Origin of the sequence: Methanoculleus sp. (assembly GCF_030019085.1) — an archaeon.
Lineage (GTDB): Archaea > Halobacteriota > Methanomicrobia > Methanomicrobiales > Methanoculleaceae > Methanoculleus.
This window is the reverse complement of the sequence record NZ_JASEFJ010000021.1, coordinates 1-17,603: the sequence shown is the minus strand read 5'-3', so window position 1 is coordinate 17,603 and position 17,603 is coordinate 1. Positions and strand designations below refer to the sequence as shown.

Here is a 17,603-nt window from a genome sequence, read left to right as displayed (position 1 = left end):
CGATCAAACAATCTACAATGTACTTAAAAGTGCACCGCATACCCGGCGCCGGCGAGGTGGTGGCCGCCTGCGACACCGACCTCATGGAGGTCACCCTGATGCACGGAGAAGTAAAGATCCACGTCAGCGGTGGATTCTACGGCACGGAGACTGCAACGGAGGATGAGGTTCGAGGGGCGCTTGCCGACGCTGATAACGCCAACATCATAGGTAAAGAGGTCGTTGCCCTCGCCGTCTCCATGGGACTCATCGCCGAGAAAGACTGCATCATGATAGACGGCGTCCCCCACGCCCAGATATTCAGGGTCTGAAGGCATGACCACCACCCAGACGAGCATCTGCCCCCGCTGCGGGAGACCGAGCGAAGATGGAGGGGTCTGCCCAGAGTGCCGGGCGGCGGACGTGCGGTTGCTCTCCTGCAACCCCTATGTGACCGCCGTCTACTGTCCGGTCTGCGGGTCGCAGAAACGCGGCAACACCTGGTCAGACCTTGAGGTCCCGCGCGAAGACCTCATCGCCGAACTTGCAATATCGTCGGTGACCATCCACCAGGACGCAAGGGACGCCCGGGTCACCATCCAGTCCGAGGATCCGACCTCGAACAGGACAACCTGCACCGTCGAGGTGGAAGCGACTCTCTACGGTGTCCCGGTGAAGGAGACCTGCAGGACTGAGATCCGCTGGCAGAAAGAGTCCTGCAACCGTTGCAGCCGCATCTCCGGGGGATACTACGCCGGTATAGTCCAGGTGCGGGCCACCGACCGAAAGATCAACGCCTACGAGCGCAGGGTCGCCACAAACATCGCGGAACAGACTGAGGAGTCGCTACAGCAGTCGGGCGACCGCCTCTCGTTCATATCGGACCTCGACGACTCCAGGGACGGTCTCGACATCACCGTCGGGACACAGCATCTTGGCCAGGAGATAGCAAAACAGGTCACTGGTGCGCTTGGCGGCCGGTTCACGACCCACCCGAAACTGGTCGGCGAGAAGGATGGGAAGGGGCTATACCGGATCACCTACTCCGTCCGTCTCCCCTACCACCAGAAGGGCGACGTGGTGGTATCGAGGGGTAGATACTACGAGGTGCGCGAGATCGAGGGGCGGCGACTCGGGGTCTTCGATCTCCAGAACGGCACGTCGCTGACCCTCAGGACCGACGATGTGGAACGCCTGATAGGTAACGTCCGTGAGGCCAGATCGGCGCTCGTCGTCTTCGTTCAGCCCGGTGTTGTGGGGCTGATGGACCCGGATACCTACGTTACACGGGAGGTCAACCCTGTGCCCTGGACGACCCCCGTGGAAGGAGAGTACATCAGGGTGCTCCGCGACGACGAAGATGACCGGCTGGTGATCGTGGGGTGATGGGTTGTGCGGGTGCGAAAGGTGCCGGCATCGGTCCTCCCCGGTATCGCGGGCGAGGTGTGGGTCGATACGGACCGACGGGCATACGTCCGTGACGGGGTCGCCCGGGTCCCGGTCAGGGATGGCTACCCGGCCGATGAGGATCTCCCGGAACGGAGGGGATACAACGGTCGAGGCTACCACCTCATAGGTGATGTGGCGGTCGTCCATGGCGATGAGCCTTCAAAGGAGGAGATTGGGGCCATCGTGGCGCACCGCCACCCCCGGGGGGTCGTATGGGTTAAGGGCTACACCGGTGCGATGCGTATCCCGGAGGCGGAAGTGGTCTACGGGAGCGCTGGCGAGGTGTGGCACCGGGAGCAGGGCTGCACGTTCATCCTTGACCCGACACGGGTGATGTTTGCGAAAGGGAACCGCGTGGAGAAGGCAAGGATCGCCGGTCTCGTCCGGCCAGGGGAGCGGGTCGCCGATATGTTTGCCGGGATCGGCTACTTCACGATCCCGACGGCGCGGAACGGTGCGAGTGTCAAGGCGATGGAGATCAACCCCGTGGCCTTTGAATACCTGAGACGCAACATCGTGGCAAACGACCTCGCCGACCGGGTCACGCCGATGATGGGTGACTGCCGCGACCTCCTCTCGGGGGTCTATGACCGTCTCCTGATGGGGCATTTCGATGCGCCCTCGTTCCTCCCCGACGCCCTCGACCATGTCCGGGTCGGAAGCGTCCTCCACGTCCACAGCATCGGGGACGCAACGACGACGATCCAGGAAAGGGTGAAGGAAGCCGGGTTATCGGCGACGATAACATGCCGCCGGGTTAAGAAATACGGGCCGCACGCCTGGCATGTGGTGCAGGATGTGATGATAACGTGAAGACACTTTCGGGAAAGACCGTGGTGCTCGCCGTGACCGGGAGCATCGCGGCGGTCGAGACGGTGAAACTTGCCCACGCCCTGCGTCGGGAGGGCGCAACCGTGCAGGCGGTCATGACGGGCGCAGCGGGAGGTATCATCCACCCCGACGCCCTGACCTACGCGACAGGGCGGCAGACGATCACACGGATCACGGGGCTGGTGGAGCATGTACTCTACTGCGGCGAGGGCGGGGAGGCCGACCTCCTGCTGGTCGCACCCTGCACCGCAAACACGATCGGGAAGATCGCTGCCGGGATCGACGATACACCGGTCACGACGTTTGCTTCGACCGCGCTCGGTCGTGGGATGCCGGTGGTGGTCGTCCCGGCGATGCACGAGAGTATATACCGTCATCGGGGGGTCGTGGAGAACCTTGAAAAACTCCGGTCCTGGGGGATCGATCTCGTCGACCCCCGGATCGAGGAGGGGAAGGCCAAGATCGCGGATACCGATACGATCGTGCTCCACGCCGCACGTGCCGTCTCCGGGAGACCGCTTGCGGGAAAGCGGGTGCTGATCACGAGCGGGGCGTGCGCTGAACCTCTTGACGATGTCCGGGTTCTGACAACCCGGTCGACCGGGCTGATGGGGCGGGCGCTTGCGCTCGAGGCGTTCCGACTCGGGGCGGATGTTACGGTGGTTCACGCCGGGTCGTTTCCGTGCGTTCGAAACATACGGGCGACAACAGCGGCGGAGATGCGCGAGACCGTCCTCTCGGTATGCAGGGATGGTGGGGTCGATGTGTACATCAGCGCGGCGGCGATATCGGATTATGCTCCCGAGAGGCACGAGGGGAAGATAAGGGGCGGGTCTCCGATGACGATCAGGCTTGACCCGCTCCCGAAGGTCATCGACGAGGTCATGCAGACCTGTCACCCGGCGGTTACGGTGGCCTTCAAACTTGGCTGGGACGAGGAAGAGCGGGCGAGGGAGATGCTCAACGCCGGTGTGCGGATGGTCGTTCTGAACACCCCGGCAACGATGGGAGCGACGGGGGGGTCGTTTGTGATCATGACCGCCGGTGGTTCGCGGGACGTGACCGGGAGCAAAGAGGAGGTTGCTGCGGCGATATGGTCAGAACTGCTGTAGCATTCTCGCCGGGTCATATATCCGGATACTTCAGGCGCATCGAGGGAGGGGACGCCGCGACCACCGGGAGTGTCGGCGCCGGCGTTGTGATCGATGAGGGCGTGCGCTCGACGGTCGAGGTGGCCGGGGAGACGAGCGTCCGGGTTCTCCAACGGGGCCACGTGAGCGCCGGGTCGCCGCCGGTCGAGTACGCCCTTGACCGGATCGGGGTCTTTGCCCGGGTCACGACAGAGTGCCGGCTTCCCATCGGCGCCGGGTTCGGGCTCTCGGCGGCGGCGCTCCTTGCGACGCTAACGGCCGCAAACAGTCTGTTTGATCTCGGGATCCCCGAAGACGGTGTTGCGGCAATCGCCCACGAGGCCGAGGTCGTCCACCACACCGGCCTCGGGGACGTCGCCGCATGCCGCGGCGGCGGGGTCGCCTGCAGGAAAGCGCCCGGGATCAACGCAGAGATCAGCCGTTTTTACCCGGAAGAACCCGTATACGCCGTGAGCCTTGGACCGCTCCCGACCGCCTCGGTCCTCACATCGGAGGAGACGATGGCACGGGTCGCCGCCGCATACCCCGGCCGATGTCCGCACGATCTGACAGACCTCTGTGGACTCTCGCGGTCGTTTGCCGAGAGAAGCGGGCTTATCGCGCCGGATGTCCGCCGGGTGCTGGAGGCCTGTGATGCTGCCGGTATCCCGGCAAGCATGACGATGCTTGGAAACGGGGTTTTTGCCGCGGGTGCTGCGGCAGAGGGGGTGCTCGCCCGGTTCGGGGAGGTCTACAAACTGGGTGTCGCACGCCAGGGCCCATACCTGATCGAGGTGAGACCATGATACCGAAAGACCATCCTCGTTACAGATCTCTAATCGCCCGTGAGCGCCTGGCCCGCTGCGCCCGCGAGGGCGTAGTTGCCCTGGAAGGGCTTGCCGCCCACGGCCGGGGGGAGGCGTTTGACTACCTTATCGGCGAGCGGACGACGCCGAGCGCGGCCGTTGCCGCCCGGACGGCCGCTGCGATGCTCCTTTCCGCCCGGCACCCGGTTATATCGGTGAACGGGAACACCGCGGCGCTTGCGGCGGATGAGATCGCGGCGCTCCAGAAGGCGAGTGGCGCCGATGTCGAGGTGAACCTCTTCCACCGGACGGAAGAGCGGGTGGACCGGATCACCAGGCTCCTTGAGTCCCGCGGTGTCCGGGTTCTGTGGGGGAAGACGGAACGACTTATCCCGCTCTCCCACGACCGAGCCCTCTGCCTGCCGGGAGGGATAGGGGACGCAGATCTTGTTCTTGTGCCGCTTGAGGACGGAGACCGCTGTGCGGCGCTCCGAAGTATGGGAAAGACCGTCATAACCATCGACTTAAACCCGCTCTCGCGGACGGCCCGAACGGCGAACCTGACGATCGTCGATGAGTTGACACGAGCCCTCCCGGAGATCACCGCGGCCTGTTCCAGCCTTGAGCCAGGCGAGGCTGAACGCCTGATCGGGTCACTTGACAATACCTATCTTCTCCGGGCGGCAATAGATGAGATCAGAGAGAACCTGAGGCATGCTCTGGAGTGAGGTATACCGCCCCCGGCGGTGCGAGGATATAATAGGGCAGGATGCGGTCGTGCGGCAGATGACGGCGTTTGCGGACTCCGGCAGCATACCACATATGCTCATCTCCGGGCCGCACGGGACGGGGAAGACCACTGCCGTCAGGTGTCTGGCAGAGAGGCTTTACGGCGAGAAACGGGAGGCGAACACGACGGTCTTTAATACGGCCGACCTCCTGGGGAAGGGGAAGAGCGTCCTTGAGTCGGATGAGCGGTTCAGCCATATATACCGGAAAGACCTGAGCCTGATCGCCAACTTCAAGCGAATTGTAAAGTGGTATGCCTCGATGCGTCCGCTGGACGCCGCGTTCAAGGTGATGGTCTTTGAGGATGCCGAACACCTTACGTTTGAGGCGCAGCAGTCGCTTCGCCGGACGATGGAGCGCTACAGCGCCACATGCCGGTTCGTCTTTGTCACCGTAAGGCCCTCGGCCATGATCCCGGCAATCGCCTCCCGCTGTCTCCCCCTGTTCTTTGCCCCGCTGGATGCGGCGCTCGTACGTGCCCGCCTTGAGGAGGTCATGGCAGCGGAGGGGGCAGGTGTCCCGGAAGACGATCTCGACCTGATCGTTTATGCGGCACGCGGCGACCTTAGACGGGCGATAACGTATCTACAGATTGCAGCAGAGTCCGGGGAGGAGGGGTTCGATCTTGCGGAGGTTGCGCGGTCGGAGACCGGCAACATCGCTGCATCGGCGTTTGAGGCGCTCAGGGGCGGCAACCTGGAGGCTGGACGCCGGATCGTGGAGTCGCTTTTGATCGACTACGGGCTCTCGGCGCAGGAGGTTGTAGCCGAACTGCGGGAGGTGATCCGGCGCGACTACAACCACCCGGTCCTTGTTACCGCGCTCGCCGATACGGATCTCCGACTCACGCACAACGCAAACGATTTTGTGCAGATCAATGCTCTGCTTGCCCGGATCGCGCTGGAGGTGTCTGGTGAAGAAGGTACAGCAGCACTATGACGAGATCGCGGAGGTATACGACAGGCGCTACGACAGCAGGCGGGGGAGGTACTACCACGGGCATATCCGCGACCATGTGATGGAGTATCTCCCGAAGGGCGGGTTCTTGCTGGACGTAGGTTGCGGAACCGGACTCTTTGTGCAGCGCTACGTCCAGGAGGAGGGGCAGGCGGTCGGGATAGATATCAGCCCCGGGATGGTCAGGCACGGCAGGAAACGCTGCCCGGACTGCGGGTTCTTTGTGGGGACGGCAGATGCGCTGCCGTTCCGGGACGATAGTTTCGATGCACTGGCAAGTCTGCTTGCCTTCAGTTACGTCCCCGACCCGGAGGCGACGCTCGATGAGTGTTATCGCGTTCTCGCACCCGGCGGCCGGATAGCCGTCTGCACGCTCTCGCGTACTGTCTTTACGAGCATCGTCCCCTTCATCTACAGGATGGGAGAGAGGGTCGGTCTGAAGGGTGTGGGCGTTGGCAATTTTGATGAGCATTACTACACCAACGCGGAGATGGAGAGACTTTTTTGTGATGCCGGGTTTGAAGATGTCACGACCAGTCGGTGCTCGTTTGCGCACCTGAAACTCATCGAGCCTATATTTACCCTTGCACGGAAGGCTGAGCCCTTCATCGAGAGGAAACTCCCCTATCTCGCCTATAACGTCTGTGCGAGCGGGAAGAAGCCGGAAGAGTGAGGGGGTTTCCCGCCGTGATCCCGTATCACCGATTGACAGAACCCTTATATCCTGCCGCCCTCGAACAACTCCCCAATGGAGCCAGTCGATATCGTCCTGACGAAGGATACATTTGAGGTCCTCGCATCTGAGACCCGGCTTGATATTTTAAGGACCTTGTCCACACGCAGGATGACGATCACGGAGCTCGCGGACACCCTTGACCTGGCAAAGTCCACCGTCCACCACCACCTCCAGAGACTGGCAGGCGCCGGTCTTGTCGCTGCCGATGACGACGGGCGCGCCTGGGTGTACTACGCGCTCACGCCGGAGGGGCGGGCCCTGATGCAACCGCACGGCGGCGCCCGGATCCGGGTTCTCCTGGCCACGGGACTGGCAAGCCTCGCCGGAGGGGTCTGTGCCATCGTGGCCTTCCTGACCACGCCGATCCGGGAAGGGCCGGTATCCCCGCTTCCGGGAGGAGGAGGCCTCCCGGTCCCTGAGGGACCTCCCGTGGAACTGCTCGTTGCCGGGATCGCGCTCGCGGTGATCGGGGGAGTCCTGGTGGCGTATGCCTATGTCCGGTGGAGCAGACGTGCTGCGGGGGACTTCTCCGCAGACGAGGGGGTCACGGAACCTCTATAGGTAGTTTTCGGATCCGTTCGACCGGGATCGAACGCTTTCGCCGGGATTATCGTCTTCCTGCAGAAAGACCCCGTGTGGATGCCCGGAAACTACCCGGTTCGCGGGTCACCGGCCACCCCGATACGATCCACGGGAGAGAACGATGAAAAGACTATTGATCTCCGGAATAAGCATCCTGGTTCTGGCGCTCATTCTTGCAGGACTGGCTGTCTGCGGGACTGTACCTCTGAACACGACTTCAGTCTCCGGTGAATCCGTAGCCGACGATAACGTGGCGGCCGGGAACAACCAATTTGCGTTTGACCTCTACCGGCGCCTCGCGACCGACCCGGCGCATGCGGAAGGCAACCTCTTCTTCTCGCCCTACAGCATCGCATCAGCCCTCGCGATCACCTATGAGGGCGCCCGCGGCACGACCGCCGACGAGATCAGGGCGGTGCTGCACCTCCCAACGAACGAGACCCTCCGGCGGGAGGGATTCGCCGACCTCAATGCCGCCCTGAACAGCGGGAGCGGCAACTACACCCTCCGCACCGCAAACGCCCTCTGGGCGGAGGAAACCCATTCGTTCCTCCCGGAGTATATTGAGACGGCCGCCCGCTGGTATGGGGCAAAAGCAACGGGCCTTGATTTCATCAACAACCCCGGGGGGTCGCGGGAGACGATCAACCGGTGGGTGGAGGAAAAGACCGAAGATCGGATCCGCGACCTCCTGCCGCCGGGCTCAATCGGGCCGCTGACCCGGCTCGTGATCACGAACGCGATCTACTTCAAAGGAACCTGGGTCGAACAGTTCGACCCCGCCGAGACAACGGAGGAGGCGTTCCGTGTTTCACCAAACGAGACGGTGACCGTTCCGATGATGCACAGGAATGCCGTTTATCCATATACTGAGACCGGGACCCTCCAGGTGCTCGAGATGCCCTACGCGCACGGGAACGAGACCGAACTCGCGATGCTCGTCCTCCTGCCGAAGGACGATAACCTGACGGCTGCAGAGGAGGCTCTGGACACGGAGAGACTTGCCCGCCTGCGGGAATCCCTGGTCTCGCAGAACGTCCGGGTCTCCTTCCCGAAGTTCACGCTGGAGACGGAGTACAGCCTTCCCCCGACTCTTGCGGCGATGGGGATGTCCACGGCGTTTACCGACGGTGCCGACCTCTCGGGGATGGACGGCACGAGAGACCTCTTCATCACCGGGATCTTCCACAAGGCGTTCGTCGAGGTGAACGAGGAGGGCACCGAGGCCGCGGCAGCGACCGGTGTTGTGGCGGGGGGAGGCGTCACACCCCGCTTCCAGGCAGACCACCCGTTTATCTTCCTCGTCATCGAGAAGGATCACGGCACGATCCTGTTTATGGGGCGGGTTGTAAACCCCGAAGGCCCGTGAGGGGGAACGGGGGACTGTTCTCCCCCCTTCTACCGGCAACGAATACCGGGGCGGCTGCCGGCCGCCGCACTCCCCCACCCGCATACCCCCGCGGGAGACCGGAGAAAAGAGCACGGGCGTGGCGCGGCCGAATGAAGAACCGAGTCGAGATCTACAAAGAACTGACGAGGAAGGCAAGAAGGGGATAGGAGGCCTCAGTAATTTCCATGGAACAGGAAGCCGCGCCCTGACGTTCAGGAGGAGCGGAGCCGGGCGAGCATCCGTTCCTTCTTTGCTATCGCCGCATCCGCCGCCCGCCTGACCCCGGCCTTCATCTCCTCGAAGTCCATTTTGTCCTCGTCCACGACCTTCTTGACCGGGGTGTAGGCCGACTCCCGGAACCGGGGCGAGAAGTCCCGGATCTCGCCCCCGACCGAGAGGACCGATTCAGGGGCTCCTTCCTCGGCGTAACCGATCTCTTTTATGGTGACACCGGCGGACTCCACAACCCGCCGGATCTCCGCCGCGTTCTCCGGCGGAGCGACTACCAGGAGGGCATCGAGGGAGACACCCAGATAATCGATCTCGAGGGCGTCGAGCATGGCAAGGACCTTGGGCCGGACAAGGCTGCGGAGTTCGTCCTCGATGACAACGATCCGGCAGTTCGCGGTCTCGGCCATCTCGTAGGCGTCACCCCTGAGCCCGCCGTTCGTTACGTCGGTCATGGCATGGATACCTGAGAGGGCGTCGCTTGCAAGCAGCGCCTCGCATGCCCTGAGGAAATGGAGGTTGATCGTCTCCTCGACGACGTCGGGGAACCCGGAGTAGATCGCGGCGGTGGCGATCGTCCCGCCGCCGGCACCCTCGGTCATGAGGAGGATGTCACCGGGCTCGATCTCTTTCCGGGCGGTGAGGTGCCGGCTGACCCCGACGGCGCCGACGCACCCGGTCATCCGGGAGCCAAGGACCATGTCCCCGCCGATCCGGAGCGTTGAACCGGTGACCAGGGGGACGCCCATCGCCTCGCCGACGGCGGTGACCCCGGCGGTGTAGTCGAAGATCTTCGCCACATCGCCGTCGTCGGCGACGTGGATGTCCGAGAGGAGGGCGACGGGTTTTGCGCCCATGACGTAGACGTCCCGTAGCGTCGCCCGGGTGACGTGGAACCCGGCAAGGAATGGAAAGTCTGAGAGCCGTGAGTGCATCCCGTCGACTGTGACGACGATGTAGTCCCCGACGGCGCTTACCGCCCCGGCATCGTCCATCTCTTCGACCCCGACGGCGACCGCGGGTCGACCTATGATCCGTGCAATCTGCCGGTGAGCGAAGAAGTCTCCCGCCCCGCGCGAACCGACACCGAACTCGCCCATCGTCGATCCGGAGGGCTCATAGGTGAAGAGGTCGCCGGAAAGCCCGGTCGAGTTCCTGACCTCTGTGACGACCGCCCGGGCGAACGCTTCGGCGTATTCGGGGGTGACGCGGTTTCGCTTGATCGAGATGATCTCCCGTGAGAGGAGGCGCACGATCTCGTCATCAGGGACGCCGTCGGCAAGGTGCCGGCGGGCGATCTCTTCTACATCCATTGCAGATGTGGTCGGTGCGGAAACGTGATAAAGGAGATGGCGGGCAAAGATTCAAGCGTATCCCGGGCGACACCAGATGTATGACGGCTGGAAGGATGGTCGCCGCCTGCACCATCGCCGGCTCCGACTCCGGGGGCGGGGCGGGGATCCAGGCGGACTTGAAGACGTTTGTGGAACTCGGGGTCTTCGGGCTGACGGTCGTCACGGCCGTGACCGCCCAGAACACAAGGGAGGTGCGGGCGACCTGGCCGCTCCCGCCGGAGGCTGTCCGGGCGCAGATCGAGACGGTCGCCGACGGGTTTGCGATCGGTGCCTGGAAGACAGGGATGCTCGGGAACGCCGCAACCGTCCGGGCGGTCGCGGAGGGGCTGCCGGAGGGGGCATTGCCTGTGATAGACCCGGTGATGGTCTCGACATCGGGCCACCGGTTGCTCGAGGAGGACGCTATCAGCGACCTGGTGGAGATTCTCATACCGCGTGCAACCGTCGTCACCCCGAACATCCCGGAGGCGGAGGTTCTTGCAGGGATGAAGATCACGGGGATCGAGGATATGGCCGAGGCAGGCCGGCGGATCCTGGATCTCGGTGCCGGGGCCGTGGTGGTGAAGGGAGGACATCTCCAGGACGGAGAGGCGGTCGATATACTGGTCGAGCGTGACGGGGAGGTTCAGGTCTCGGGGGAGCGCTATCCCTACGCGGTGCACGGGTCGGGGTGCTGCTTCTCTGCGGCGCTGACGGCATACCTGGCGAGGGGGGTGGCTCTCCGGGAGGGTTTCTGTGCGGCACGGGAGTTCATAGATACGGCCATCAGGCGAGCGGTTGGTGACCCCGGCGGGGTCAGGGTGGTTAACCCCGGCGGGAGGATCTTTCATCGATATTGAATATCTGTTCCATATTCCCTGTTGAAAACAAACTATCCTTTCCATAATGCCAGAAGGGAACCTGCTTCCCAGCCGTGCAGAGAATCTCCCGAACATCCAGCATATGACCTATAATCCAGCAAAAATGCGGGATAGACATTTCATCCCTCCCGGAGAAAACACAATTTTAATATTCAAAAACATTCAATCAGTTTACAATGGATGAGATCGACGATGCGATCCTTCGCGAGCTGCAGAAAGACGGGCGGAAGTCCATGGCCGAACTTGGCTCAATGCTTGGTATCGCACCGTCGACGGTCTTTAAGCGGATCGAGAAACTGAAGAAAGCAGGTATCATCGAGCGGTTCACGATAGTCATCAACCAGAAGTTCTTTGAGAATACACTGATAGCCTTTCTGAACATCAGGGTCCAGCCGGAAGCGAAATCGGACGTTGAGGAGTTCCTGCGGGAGATCCCGGACGTCCTTGACCTCTATGAGGTGCTTGAGCCCGGCGATTTCTTCGCCAGGGTGCGTGTGCAGAACATATCTGAGTTAAAGAGGAACATCCTGGTCCCGCTCTCCAGCCATCCCGGGGTGCGGGATATCCAGACGATAATCTCGGTGAGAAAGATAAAGGAGCAGGCATGAACATATTGCAGATTGATATAATTCAGCAGATCTTTGCGATCGTGACACTCTGTCTTGGAGTGCTGCTTATCGGCGTCATCTACAACGCATACCGGATCGTGAAGCAGCCCACGCTGTTGCTCTTCATCTATGGGCTCTTTACGCTGGTGGTGGGGATCACCTTCGCCGATATTGTGAGCATCTTTACGCTTGATGAGTTCATCCTGGCCTGGTCGATGATCTTTTCACACGTGGTTGTGATCATCGGTCTCTGCGTGATGGCGTATGGTATCCTGAGAGGGTAAGATGCGGACCGGTACATCGTTTGCCCGGGACTGGCAGCTGATCAAGGTAGCACGGTCGCTGCGGCAACACGACGTCGCCGGGTCACTGTTGCGGCGGTTACTGAAGGACGCTCCGCCAGGGCTTACGGAACGGGTTGCCGCCATCGCGGAGAGGCTCGGCGAGGAGGACGGGACGGCGCTCCTCTCCCACGCCGAGGAGCGGTTCGATCCCCCGACCCTTATGGAGGGGCTCCTCCTGACCTGGGGCGTCCCATCCGAGTCGACGGAGACGGCGGAGGGGGGGATTCTCCTCACCATCGACTGTACGGCGGCAGCGGTCAGGGATACATTCGCCGACGCACGGGTTGCCGGGCCATACCTGGCCGGGTATGCGAGGGCGCTCCAGCCCGACGCGGTATTCGAGCGCGGGGGTCACGGCAGGGTGATGATCCGGTTCCCGCCACGGGAGAAGTGATTAGGGGGTGCTATCTCGACCGAGTCTTCGAGATGGGATAGATGGATAGAGCCGCCTGCAATAAGAAACCCGTAAATATCCGTTCCACGGAGGAATGTAAATGCTCCCCTCCGAAGTCGCCTCCAGGCTTATTGAGCAGATCTACCCGGTGCGACCGGGTCTAAAACTCCCGAAAACCGCTATCCACAAGATTCTATTCAAAGTGCGGGTAGCCCTCCGGAGAAAGATCGCCAGAGAGAGCAACTCCAGTTCTACGGGTATAGATACGGCCCGTAATCCGGGGTTGTCGAATCCTCAGTTGACGCCCTGATGGTTCAGGGCATCCCCCGTGAAGAGAAGACGCAGACCGGAAAGAGCCTTCTTCTGCTCAACAACCGTCCAGCTGCATGGGGCAGCGTCTGTGAAGAGGCCTCCGCCGCCGGGATCCATCCACGGCAACCGGAGGAGCGCGGAAAGCGGCTCCTCTCCTCGCTGGTTGATGGTGACCTGTCAGGCTGGTAACTCGATCCTGCTGCTTCCTGCCCATGGTCGAGCGGGACAGGCAGCACAGCCAATCCTGGCGCTGCATGCAGCAGGAGGGGGTCCGGCGGCACACCAGCAGGCGCGCCCGCGATGAATGTGACGATTGTAGCCAACCGGGGCCCTATCAGGGCGGGGACTTTTCCAGGGAGAGAACATTCCTGAGAGAGGCAAGGCGTACGTCCCCCCACCCCCCCCACGCTTGCGATTCTCCAGTGAGACGGTGGCAGAAATGTGATTCAGATTCTCATCACCTGGCCCCAGGTTGCCCCAGGTTGCGAAAATGCCGCTGAAGAACCTGTTTCCCACGTGCACGGCCTTCCTCTGGCCAATCGCCACGCACTGCCCGCACCCTTGAGGGGGCGGGAGGAGGCCGCGGTAGCGGCCGGGAGGCTGGGGTGGTCTACGCTACGAGAAAAGAGAGATCTGCCCGAGACGCATGAGACAGGGGCGGGGAACGTCCCGCTCCCCTCTCCCCGTCAGCCCCTACCCAACGGGGCGATTCTCCATAGATACCGTGTCCGGGAGGAGACAAATTCCGGATCGTCTCATTCTCCCCCGTGCACGGCCTTCCGGGTCTATCGCCATACACTGCCCGCACTCCGGTGGCGGTGCTGTCGAAGAAAGACGTTCACCGGGAGGAGGTGGTGAGTTTGCAGTCCCGATACCCGATCCGATCTCTTCAGCGGTAATGAATAATGACGTGATCGCCCTGCCTCCACCTCCTCCACCCAGAGGCCCCGCACCGCGCTGCAACCTTCGATCCCACGAAATCCCTCCACACCCATCCCCTGTCGGGTAAGTGGCCCCGGCCTCACCGCAGGATACGCACTTCGCTGCTGGAGGAGGCAGGGATCGGTCTTCCTAACACTCCCACCGCCAGAACGGAATGGGCAGGGATGGCATCAGGGATGCGATCTGATGATTGAGGCGCGGGCGTTAAACTGCCGCGGATTGTTGATCCCGGGTGTTTAACTCGACAGTAGACACCACGATCGAGTGGTTGTTACCAAACCGGTGGGAGTGGTTCGCACCCCACCCCGCGGGAACGGCATCCGCCGGTCGCATATTTTGTTCACCATATCACCCTATAAAGGAAAGATTTTTTCATGCAACCCGGGCATGCCGGTGATAAATTATTCAGGAAAGGATCACTACGACATCGTTATATATCATCATAAATTAGTTTCTTTAGCGACTCCATGCCCGCGACGGGGGCGTGGGGTCACGGAGGATGTATGATGAAATTCAGAGAGAATGAAGAAGCGGTATCGCCGGTCATCGGCGTTATCCTTATGGTCGCCATCACGGTGATCCTGGCCGCGGTGATAGCGGCGTTCGTATTCGGGATGACCGGAAACATTGAGACCCAGAAAAGTGTTGCGCTCACCGCAAAACAGATTTCGGGTGACCGACTCCAGGTGACTATTCAGAGCGGAGCGGATCTCTCAACGCTGGAGTATCTGAGGATTGAAGTGACGGATAGTGAGGGTACTCCGGAAACATACTGTGCCTATGTTACGGGTAGCGGCAAGACGTTTACATCAGGAGGAGAACCTACCAACGGCGACACTACCGACCCAATAACCGTAGGCAGCATCTTCACATCCGGTGATAACGCCCTAACAGACGGTTCAGATCACGTCGTGATCATCGGCCACTTTGCGGATGGCAGGGACCAGATGCTTCTCGACACCTTCCTCTAACCTTTTTTTATGGATGCCCTCTATAAGATCGGCCTTGCCCTGTTCACCCTGGTTTTTCTCGTTTCATTATCCATCGGCTACCCCCACCTCTACCTCACCGACGAGTGGATCACCGCCGACCAGTTAAACCACCTCGTCACCGGCGGCGACCCCCTCTCCGGCTACACCCCCTACGGCGCCTCCGACTACGCCGCCTCCCACCACAACACCCTCTGCTACACTCTTGCCCTGCCGGTCGTCTCGCTGCCCGCCTACCACTTCTTCTCCATGTTTGGCGACGACTTCCGGTTCGCCGTGATCCTTCTCTGGTCCGCCCTGCTGCTCGGACTGCTCCTCATGATCGAGTTCTGGTTCCCCCGCTGCTCCCGCTGGCGGGGGGTCCCCTGGACGTGGGCCGGGATCATCTCCTGGGGGGTGCTCTTCGTCCTCAACGCCGCGCTGTACCGGCAGTTCTGGTTTGTGAGGGGGGTGCACCCCTACGACGTCTCCGTCTACCCGGAGGTTGCCGCCATAGTGTTCACAAACAGCATCGCATTCGCCCTCCTCGGCGTCATCGCCTTCCTGATCTTTCGGGAGGTGCTGGGCTCGGATGGCTGGGGGGTCTTCGGGCTTGCCGCGACGGTCTGCTGCTCCTCCTACCTCTTCTGGTCGGGAAACGCCAAAGATCACGCGCTTGTCGCCCTCTTCTTCGCGGTCGCGATCTACTGCTTCACCCTTTATATATCGCGGGAGAACCCGCTCTACCTCTTCTCTTCGTTCATCGCCATCGGGTGGACGGCGTTTGCGCGGCCTGAACTTGGACCCGCGCTCGCCGCCGGGTTCTTCATCTTCGCCATCATCCTGGCGGCGAAGAGGGGGCGCCGGGAGGCCGGACGCGTCGTTCTCGCCGTCGCCGGCGTCCCCATCGGTGCCCTCCCGCTCTTTGTAAACAACCTGGGGCTCTCCGGCAACCCCCTCATCCTCCCCTGGACGGCGGGGTATGCCGCCTCCGGCGGAGAAGCCCTCCCCTCCGGCACGGAGAGCCTCTGGAGCACCCTTCTCGGGCATTACACCCTGCGTGGCGGGAGCGATAGCCTCTCAGGGGTCACCGGCGCCTTCTTTGAGCCCTCAAACAGTATATCCGCCGGTTTCTTCCAGGTCTCCCCCATCTCGTTCTTCGCCATCCTCCTGGCCGCTGCGGTAATCTACGCCCTCATCCGCAAGAGACCGACCGGAATCGATTCGCGCGACGCAAGACTCCTCGCATTCTTCGCCCTCGCCGCCGTCCTGGTGGTGCTCTCCTACGCCCGTTCACTCCCCTGGCTCCAGGCAAGCCCCGGGATCGTCCCCGACATGCGCTACCTCTCGCCTGCCTACCTTCCAATGCTGGTCATCGGCGTCTACGCCCTGAAGTATGCCGGCCTCGATGCTGACGGCGTCCGGGAGGGCTCGAGAACCCTCTTCTGGCTCGTGGTCATCGACCTCCCGCTAATCTTCGTCATCCTCCAGGTCATCGCCGGCAAAAACCCGGGCGGCCAGATCACGTTTATCACGACCCTCACCTGCATCTTCCTCGCCGGCGTTGCGATACTCTACATCGCCGTTCTTGCAAGACGCGCCTCCCCCCGCCTCCTCGCATACACCGTCCCGGTGCTGATGCTCTTCCCCCTCGCCTGGGAGGTCATCGTCGACTTCCGGTTCGCCACTAACTGCTGGGAGGGCTACCACTTCTGGATACCCGTGGTGGAGTACATCTGGTACATCCAGTATACCGTCTTCCCGCTATAGCGGGTGGTGTGCGCCGGAAGCCATGACGGTGACAGCAGTTTTCAGCAGACTGAAAACGGCCGGCAGGCGGGGGTGATATGCAAGAGACAGGGGAGGGGGAACGTCCCGCCCCCCTCCCCAGGGGGGATTCTCCATAGATACAGTGCCAGGGGTGAGTTCTCCGGGCTATCCTCTTTTACCCCCGTGCACCGCCTCCCCTGGCCTATCACCCGCACTGCCCGCCCCCGAGGAAGAGGATGATCAGTCAGGGTGAAGAGAAGTTTCAGTCTCCTGCTGGCATCCCTTGCCAGGTGGAGAGAGGACTCCGCAAAAGACCTGCCAGAGACGGTGTCACCCTCAGGTGTAGTCGCTCCTTCTCCGCGCTGCTGTCATCCAGGTGTGGAAACCCATGAATAGGGCGTAAAATCGGTAAATAACCCCAGATACTTGTTCTACTCGATGACAGCAACTGCTGAAAACATGCTGTCACCCTGGCGTGAACCGCTCAAAGCCACAGCACCCATCCAGATGGTCAAGGATCCCGGCCGGAACCCGAACCGGGGGCTCTATCAAACCACCTTATCGAAGAGGACCATCGAGTTGCCGTCAGAATACGTCCCCACGATCACGATCCGGGTCGGGTCGGGCACATGCCGGGTCTCGGAATACCCCACCTTAACCTCGAGCGGAACCTCCTCGTTCCCTGCTTCCGGGCCGCCTATCCAGCACGTGATGTTCGTCACCCGCTCAAGGTCCATCCCGCCGTGAACCATGAACGTTATGTCCTCCCCCGAGCGGGTCGCCGTCGCCATCGTTATCGACGGCTCCGCCGGCGGCCATACCCCGAAGACCAGCGACCCAACAATCGCCGCAAGCAGGATCACAACCGCCACCATCAGGATTGTGCTCAACACCTCCGAGACCGCGTCCCCGCAATCCAGACCTGTCATTATGATATCTCAACCAATCACCCATAAAAGACTGCCTGTATCGAATCGGGCGGCAAAAGACCCCCCGGGATGGAGACAGAAAACCAGCCCCAAACAAGAGATCCCCTATCCGCATCTCCCGCTCCGATGCAGTAGAGACGCCCGCAGCACAAAACCGGAACCTATAACATCGCCATTCGCGGTATAACCACTCATACTCACAGGATGGTGCTACATTGCCAAACTTCTGTCCTGAATGCGGAAA

Annotated in this window: 20 protein-coding genes; 18 read left to right on the top strand and 2 right to left on the bottom strand. The window is 61.8% G+C overall.

The window, feature by feature from the left end; translation table 11 throughout:
- Nucleotides 1-17: 17 nt before the first annotated feature.
- The 10 genes from QMC91_RS08505 to QMC91_RS08460 all read left to right on the top strand — a co-directional run bounded on the left by QMC91_RS08505 (nucleotide 18) and on the right by QMC91_RS08460 (nucleotide 8,628).
- Nucleotides 18-311, top strand: a complete 294-nt coding sequence (locus QMC91_RS08505) for a DUF424 domain-containing protein (protein WP_300237680.1) — start codon at nucleotides 18-20, stop codon at nucleotides 309-311.
- 4 nt (nucleotides 312-315) lie between these two features.
- Entirely contained in the window at nucleotides 316-1,365 is a 1,050-nt protein-coding gene (locus QMC91_RS08500; RefSeq protein ID WP_300237678.1) for a 60S ribosomal export protein NMD3, read from the top strand.
- A gap of 6 nt (nucleotides 1,366-1,371) precedes the next feature.
- The gene (locus QMC91_RS08495; RefSeq protein ID WP_300237676.1) at nucleotides 1,372-2,241 is read left to right on the top strand and encodes an SAM-dependent methyltransferase; all 870 of its coding nucleotides are present in this window, start codon (nucleotides 1,372-1,374) and stop codon (nucleotides 2,239-2,241) included.
- Nucleotides 2,238-3,371, top strand: coding sequence for a bifunctional phosphopantothenoylcysteine decarboxylase/phosphopantothenate--cysteine ligase CoaBC (gene coaBC, locus QMC91_RS08490; RefSeq protein ID WP_300237675.1), 1,134 nt, complete (start codon nucleotides 2,238-2,240; stop codon nucleotides 3,369-3,371). Before QMC91_RS08495 ends, coaBC begins: the two co-directional genes overlap by 4 nt.
- On the top strand, nucleotides 3,353-4,195 hold the full coding sequence (locus QMC91_RS08485) for a pantoate kinase (protein WP_300237673.1): 843 nt from the start codon (nucleotides 3,353-3,355) through the stop codon (nucleotides 4,193-4,195). Before coaBC ends, QMC91_RS08485 begins: the two co-directional genes overlap by 19 nt.
- The gene (locus QMC91_RS08480; protein WP_300237671.1) at nucleotides 4,192-4,923 is read left to right on the top strand and encodes a 4-phosphopantoate--beta-alanine ligase; all 732 of its coding nucleotides are present in this window, start codon (nucleotides 4,192-4,194) and stop codon (nucleotides 4,921-4,923) included. The genes QMC91_RS08485 and QMC91_RS08480 overlap by 4 nt, the downstream gene beginning before the upstream one ends.
- Nucleotides 4,910-5,923, top strand: coding sequence for an AAA family ATPase (locus tag QMC91_RS08475; RefSeq protein ID WP_300237669.1), 1,014 nt, complete (start codon nucleotides 4,910-4,912; stop codon nucleotides 5,921-5,923). The genes QMC91_RS08480 and QMC91_RS08475 overlap by 14 nt, the downstream gene beginning before the upstream one ends.
- Nucleotides 5,898-6,614: a methyltransferase domain-containing protein gene (locus QMC91_RS08470; RefSeq protein ID WP_300237667.1), complete on the top strand. Its 717-nt coding sequence runs from the start codon at nucleotides 5,898-5,900 to the stop codon at nucleotides 6,612-6,614. Before QMC91_RS08475 ends, QMC91_RS08470 begins: the two co-directional genes overlap by 26 nt.
- A 75-nt stretch (nucleotides 6,615-6,689) precedes the next feature.
- Nucleotides 6,690-7,238 carry a winged helix-turn-helix domain-containing protein gene (locus tag QMC91_RS08465; protein ID WP_300237665.1) on the top strand — a complete coding sequence of 183 codons (549 nt, stop codon included), beginning with the start codon at nucleotides 6,690-6,692 and terminating at the stop codon, nucleotides 7,236-7,238.
- 142 nt (nucleotides 7,239-7,380) lie between these two features.
- Entirely contained in the window at nucleotides 7,381-8,628 is a 1,248-nt protein-coding gene (locus QMC91_RS08460) for a serpin family protein (RefSeq protein WP_300237664.1), read from the top strand.
- Nucleotides 8,629-8,861: 233 nt separating this feature from the next.
- Here the strand turns inward: QMC91_RS08460 and QMC91_RS08455 are convergent, their stop codons facing one another.
- A complete protein-coding gene (locus QMC91_RS08455; RefSeq protein WP_300237662.1) occupies nucleotides 8,862-10,190 on the bottom strand; it encodes an AIR synthase-related protein in 1,329 nt (442 codons plus the stop codon).
- 80 nt (nucleotides 10,191-10,270) lie between these two features.
- On the opposite strand from QMC91_RS08455, the gene thiD reads away from it, so the two are divergent.
- The 8 genes from thiD (at nucleotide 10,271) to QMC91_RS08415 (ending at nucleotide 16,430) form a co-directional block, all read left to right on the top strand.
- Nucleotides 10,271-11,071, top strand: a complete 801-nt coding sequence (gene thiD / locus QMC91_RS08450; RefSeq protein WP_300237660.1) for a bifunctional hydroxymethylpyrimidine kinase/phosphomethylpyrimidine kinase — start codon at nucleotides 10,271-10,273, stop codon at nucleotides 11,069-11,071.
- 197 nt (nucleotides 11,072-11,268) lie between these two features.
- A complete protein-coding gene (locus QMC91_RS08445) occupies nucleotides 11,269-11,700 on the top strand; it encodes an Lrp/AsnC family transcriptional regulator (protein WP_300237658.1) in 432 nt (143 codons plus the stop codon).
- Entirely contained in the window at nucleotides 11,697-11,984 is a 288-nt protein-coding gene (locus QMC91_RS08440; RefSeq protein WP_300237656.1) for a hypothetical protein, read from the top strand. The genes QMC91_RS08445 and QMC91_RS08440 overlap by 4 nt, the downstream gene beginning before the upstream one ends.
- A 1-nt stretch (nucleotide 11,985) precedes the next feature.
- On the top strand, nucleotides 11,986-12,438 hold the full coding sequence (locus tag QMC91_RS08435; protein WP_300237654.1) for a hypothetical protein: 453 nt from the start codon (nucleotides 11,986-11,988) through the stop codon (nucleotides 12,436-12,438).
- Between the two features lie 100 nt (nucleotides 12,439-12,538).
- Nucleotides 12,539-12,748, top strand: coding sequence for a hypothetical protein (locus QMC91_RS08430; protein WP_300237652.1), 210 nt, complete (start codon nucleotides 12,539-12,541; stop codon nucleotides 12,746-12,748).
- Nucleotides 12,748-12,939 carry a hypothetical protein gene (locus QMC91_RS08425; RefSeq protein ID WP_300237650.1) on the top strand — a complete coding sequence of 64 codons (192 nt, stop codon included), beginning with the start codon at nucleotides 12,748-12,750 and terminating at the stop codon, nucleotides 12,937-12,939. The genes QMC91_RS08430 and QMC91_RS08425 overlap by 1 nt, the downstream gene beginning before the upstream one ends.
- Before the next feature lie 1,256 nt (nucleotides 12,940-14,195).
- Nucleotides 14,196-14,663 carry a type IV pilin N-terminal domain-containing protein gene (locus QMC91_RS08420; protein WP_300237648.1) on the top strand — a complete coding sequence of 156 codons (468 nt, stop codon included), beginning with the start codon at nucleotides 14,196-14,198 and terminating at the stop codon, nucleotides 14,661-14,663.
- Between the two features lie 9 nt (nucleotides 14,664-14,672).
- Nucleotides 14,673-16,430 carry a hypothetical protein gene (locus QMC91_RS08415; protein WP_300237646.1) on the top strand — a complete coding sequence of 586 codons (1,758 nt, stop codon included), beginning with the start codon at nucleotides 14,673-14,675 and terminating at the stop codon, nucleotides 16,428-16,430.
- Nucleotides 16,431-16,978: 548 nt separating this feature from the next.
- Here QMC91_RS08415 and QMC91_RS08410 read toward each other — a convergent pair.
- Nucleotides 16,979-17,359 (bottom strand): type IV pilin N-terminal domain-containing protein, encoded by a 381-nt coding sequence (locus QMC91_RS08410; protein WP_300237644.1) that lies wholly within the window; start codon nucleotides 17,357-17,359, stop codon nucleotides 16,979-16,981.
- Nucleotides 17,360-17,603: the final 244 nt, after the last annotated feature.

Coding starts and splice junctions, on each gene's coding strand:
- QMC91_RS08500 (WP_300237678.1), top strand. CDS start 316: ATGACCACCACCCAGACGAGCATCTGCCCCCGCTGCGGGAGACCGAGC.
- QMC91_RS08455 (WP_300237662.1), bottom strand. CDS start 10,190: ATGGATGTAGAAGAGATCGCCCGCCGGCACCTTGCCGACGGCGTCCCT.
- QMC91_RS08420 (WP_300237648.1), top strand. CDS start 14,196: ATGATGAAATTCAGAGAGAATGAAGAAGCGGTATCGCCGGTCATCGGC.
- QMC91_RS08475 (WP_300237669.1), top strand. CDS start 4,910: ATGCTCTGGAGTGAGGTATACCGCCCCCGGCGGTGCGAGGATATAATA.
- QMC91_RS08485 (WP_300237673.1), top strand. CDS start 3,353: ATGGTCAGAACTGCTGTAGCATTCTCGCCGGGTCATATATCCGGATAC.
- QMC91_RS08445 (WP_300237658.1), top strand. CDS start 11,269: ATGGATGAGATCGACGATGCGATCCTTCGCGAGCTGCAGAAAGACGGG.
- QMC91_RS08465 (WP_300237665.1), top strand. CDS start 6,690: ATGGAGCCAGTCGATATCGTCCTGACGAAGGATACATTTGAGGTCCTC.
- thiD (WP_300237660.1), top strand. CDS start 10,271: ATGACGGCTGGAAGGATGGTCGCCGCCTGCACCATCGCCGGCTCCGAC.
- QMC91_RS08415 (WP_300237646.1), top strand. CDS start 14,673: ATGGATGCCCTCTATAAGATCGGCCTTGCCCTGTTCACCCTGGTTTTT.
- QMC91_RS08430 (WP_300237652.1), top strand. CDS start 12,539: ATGCTCCCCTCCGAAGTCGCCTCCAGGCTTATTGAGCAGATCTACCCG.
- QMC91_RS08425 (WP_300237650.1), top strand. CDS start 12,748: ATGGTTCAGGGCATCCCCCGTGAAGAGAAGACGCAGACCGGAAAGAGC.
- QMC91_RS08410 (WP_300237644.1), bottom strand. CDS start 17,359: ATGACAGGTCTGGATTGCGGGGACGCGGTCTCGGAGGTGTTGAGCACA.
- QMC91_RS08440 (WP_300237656.1), top strand. CDS start 11,697: ATGAACATATTGCAGATTGATATAATTCAGCAGATCTTTGCGATCGTG.
- QMC91_RS08505 (WP_300237680.1), top strand. CDS start 18: ATGTACTTAAAAGTGCACCGCATACCCGGCGCCGGCGAGGTGGTGGCC.
- QMC91_RS08460 (WP_300237664.1), top strand. CDS start 7,381: ATGAAAAGACTATTGATCTCCGGAATAAGCATCCTGGTTCTGGCGCTC.
- QMC91_RS08480 (WP_300237671.1), top strand. CDS start 4,192: ATGATACCGAAAGACCATCCTCGTTACAGATCTCTAATCGCCCGTGAG.
- QMC91_RS08435 (WP_300237654.1), top strand. CDS start 11,986: ATGCGGACCGGTACATCGTTTGCCCGGGACTGGCAGCTGATCAAGGTA.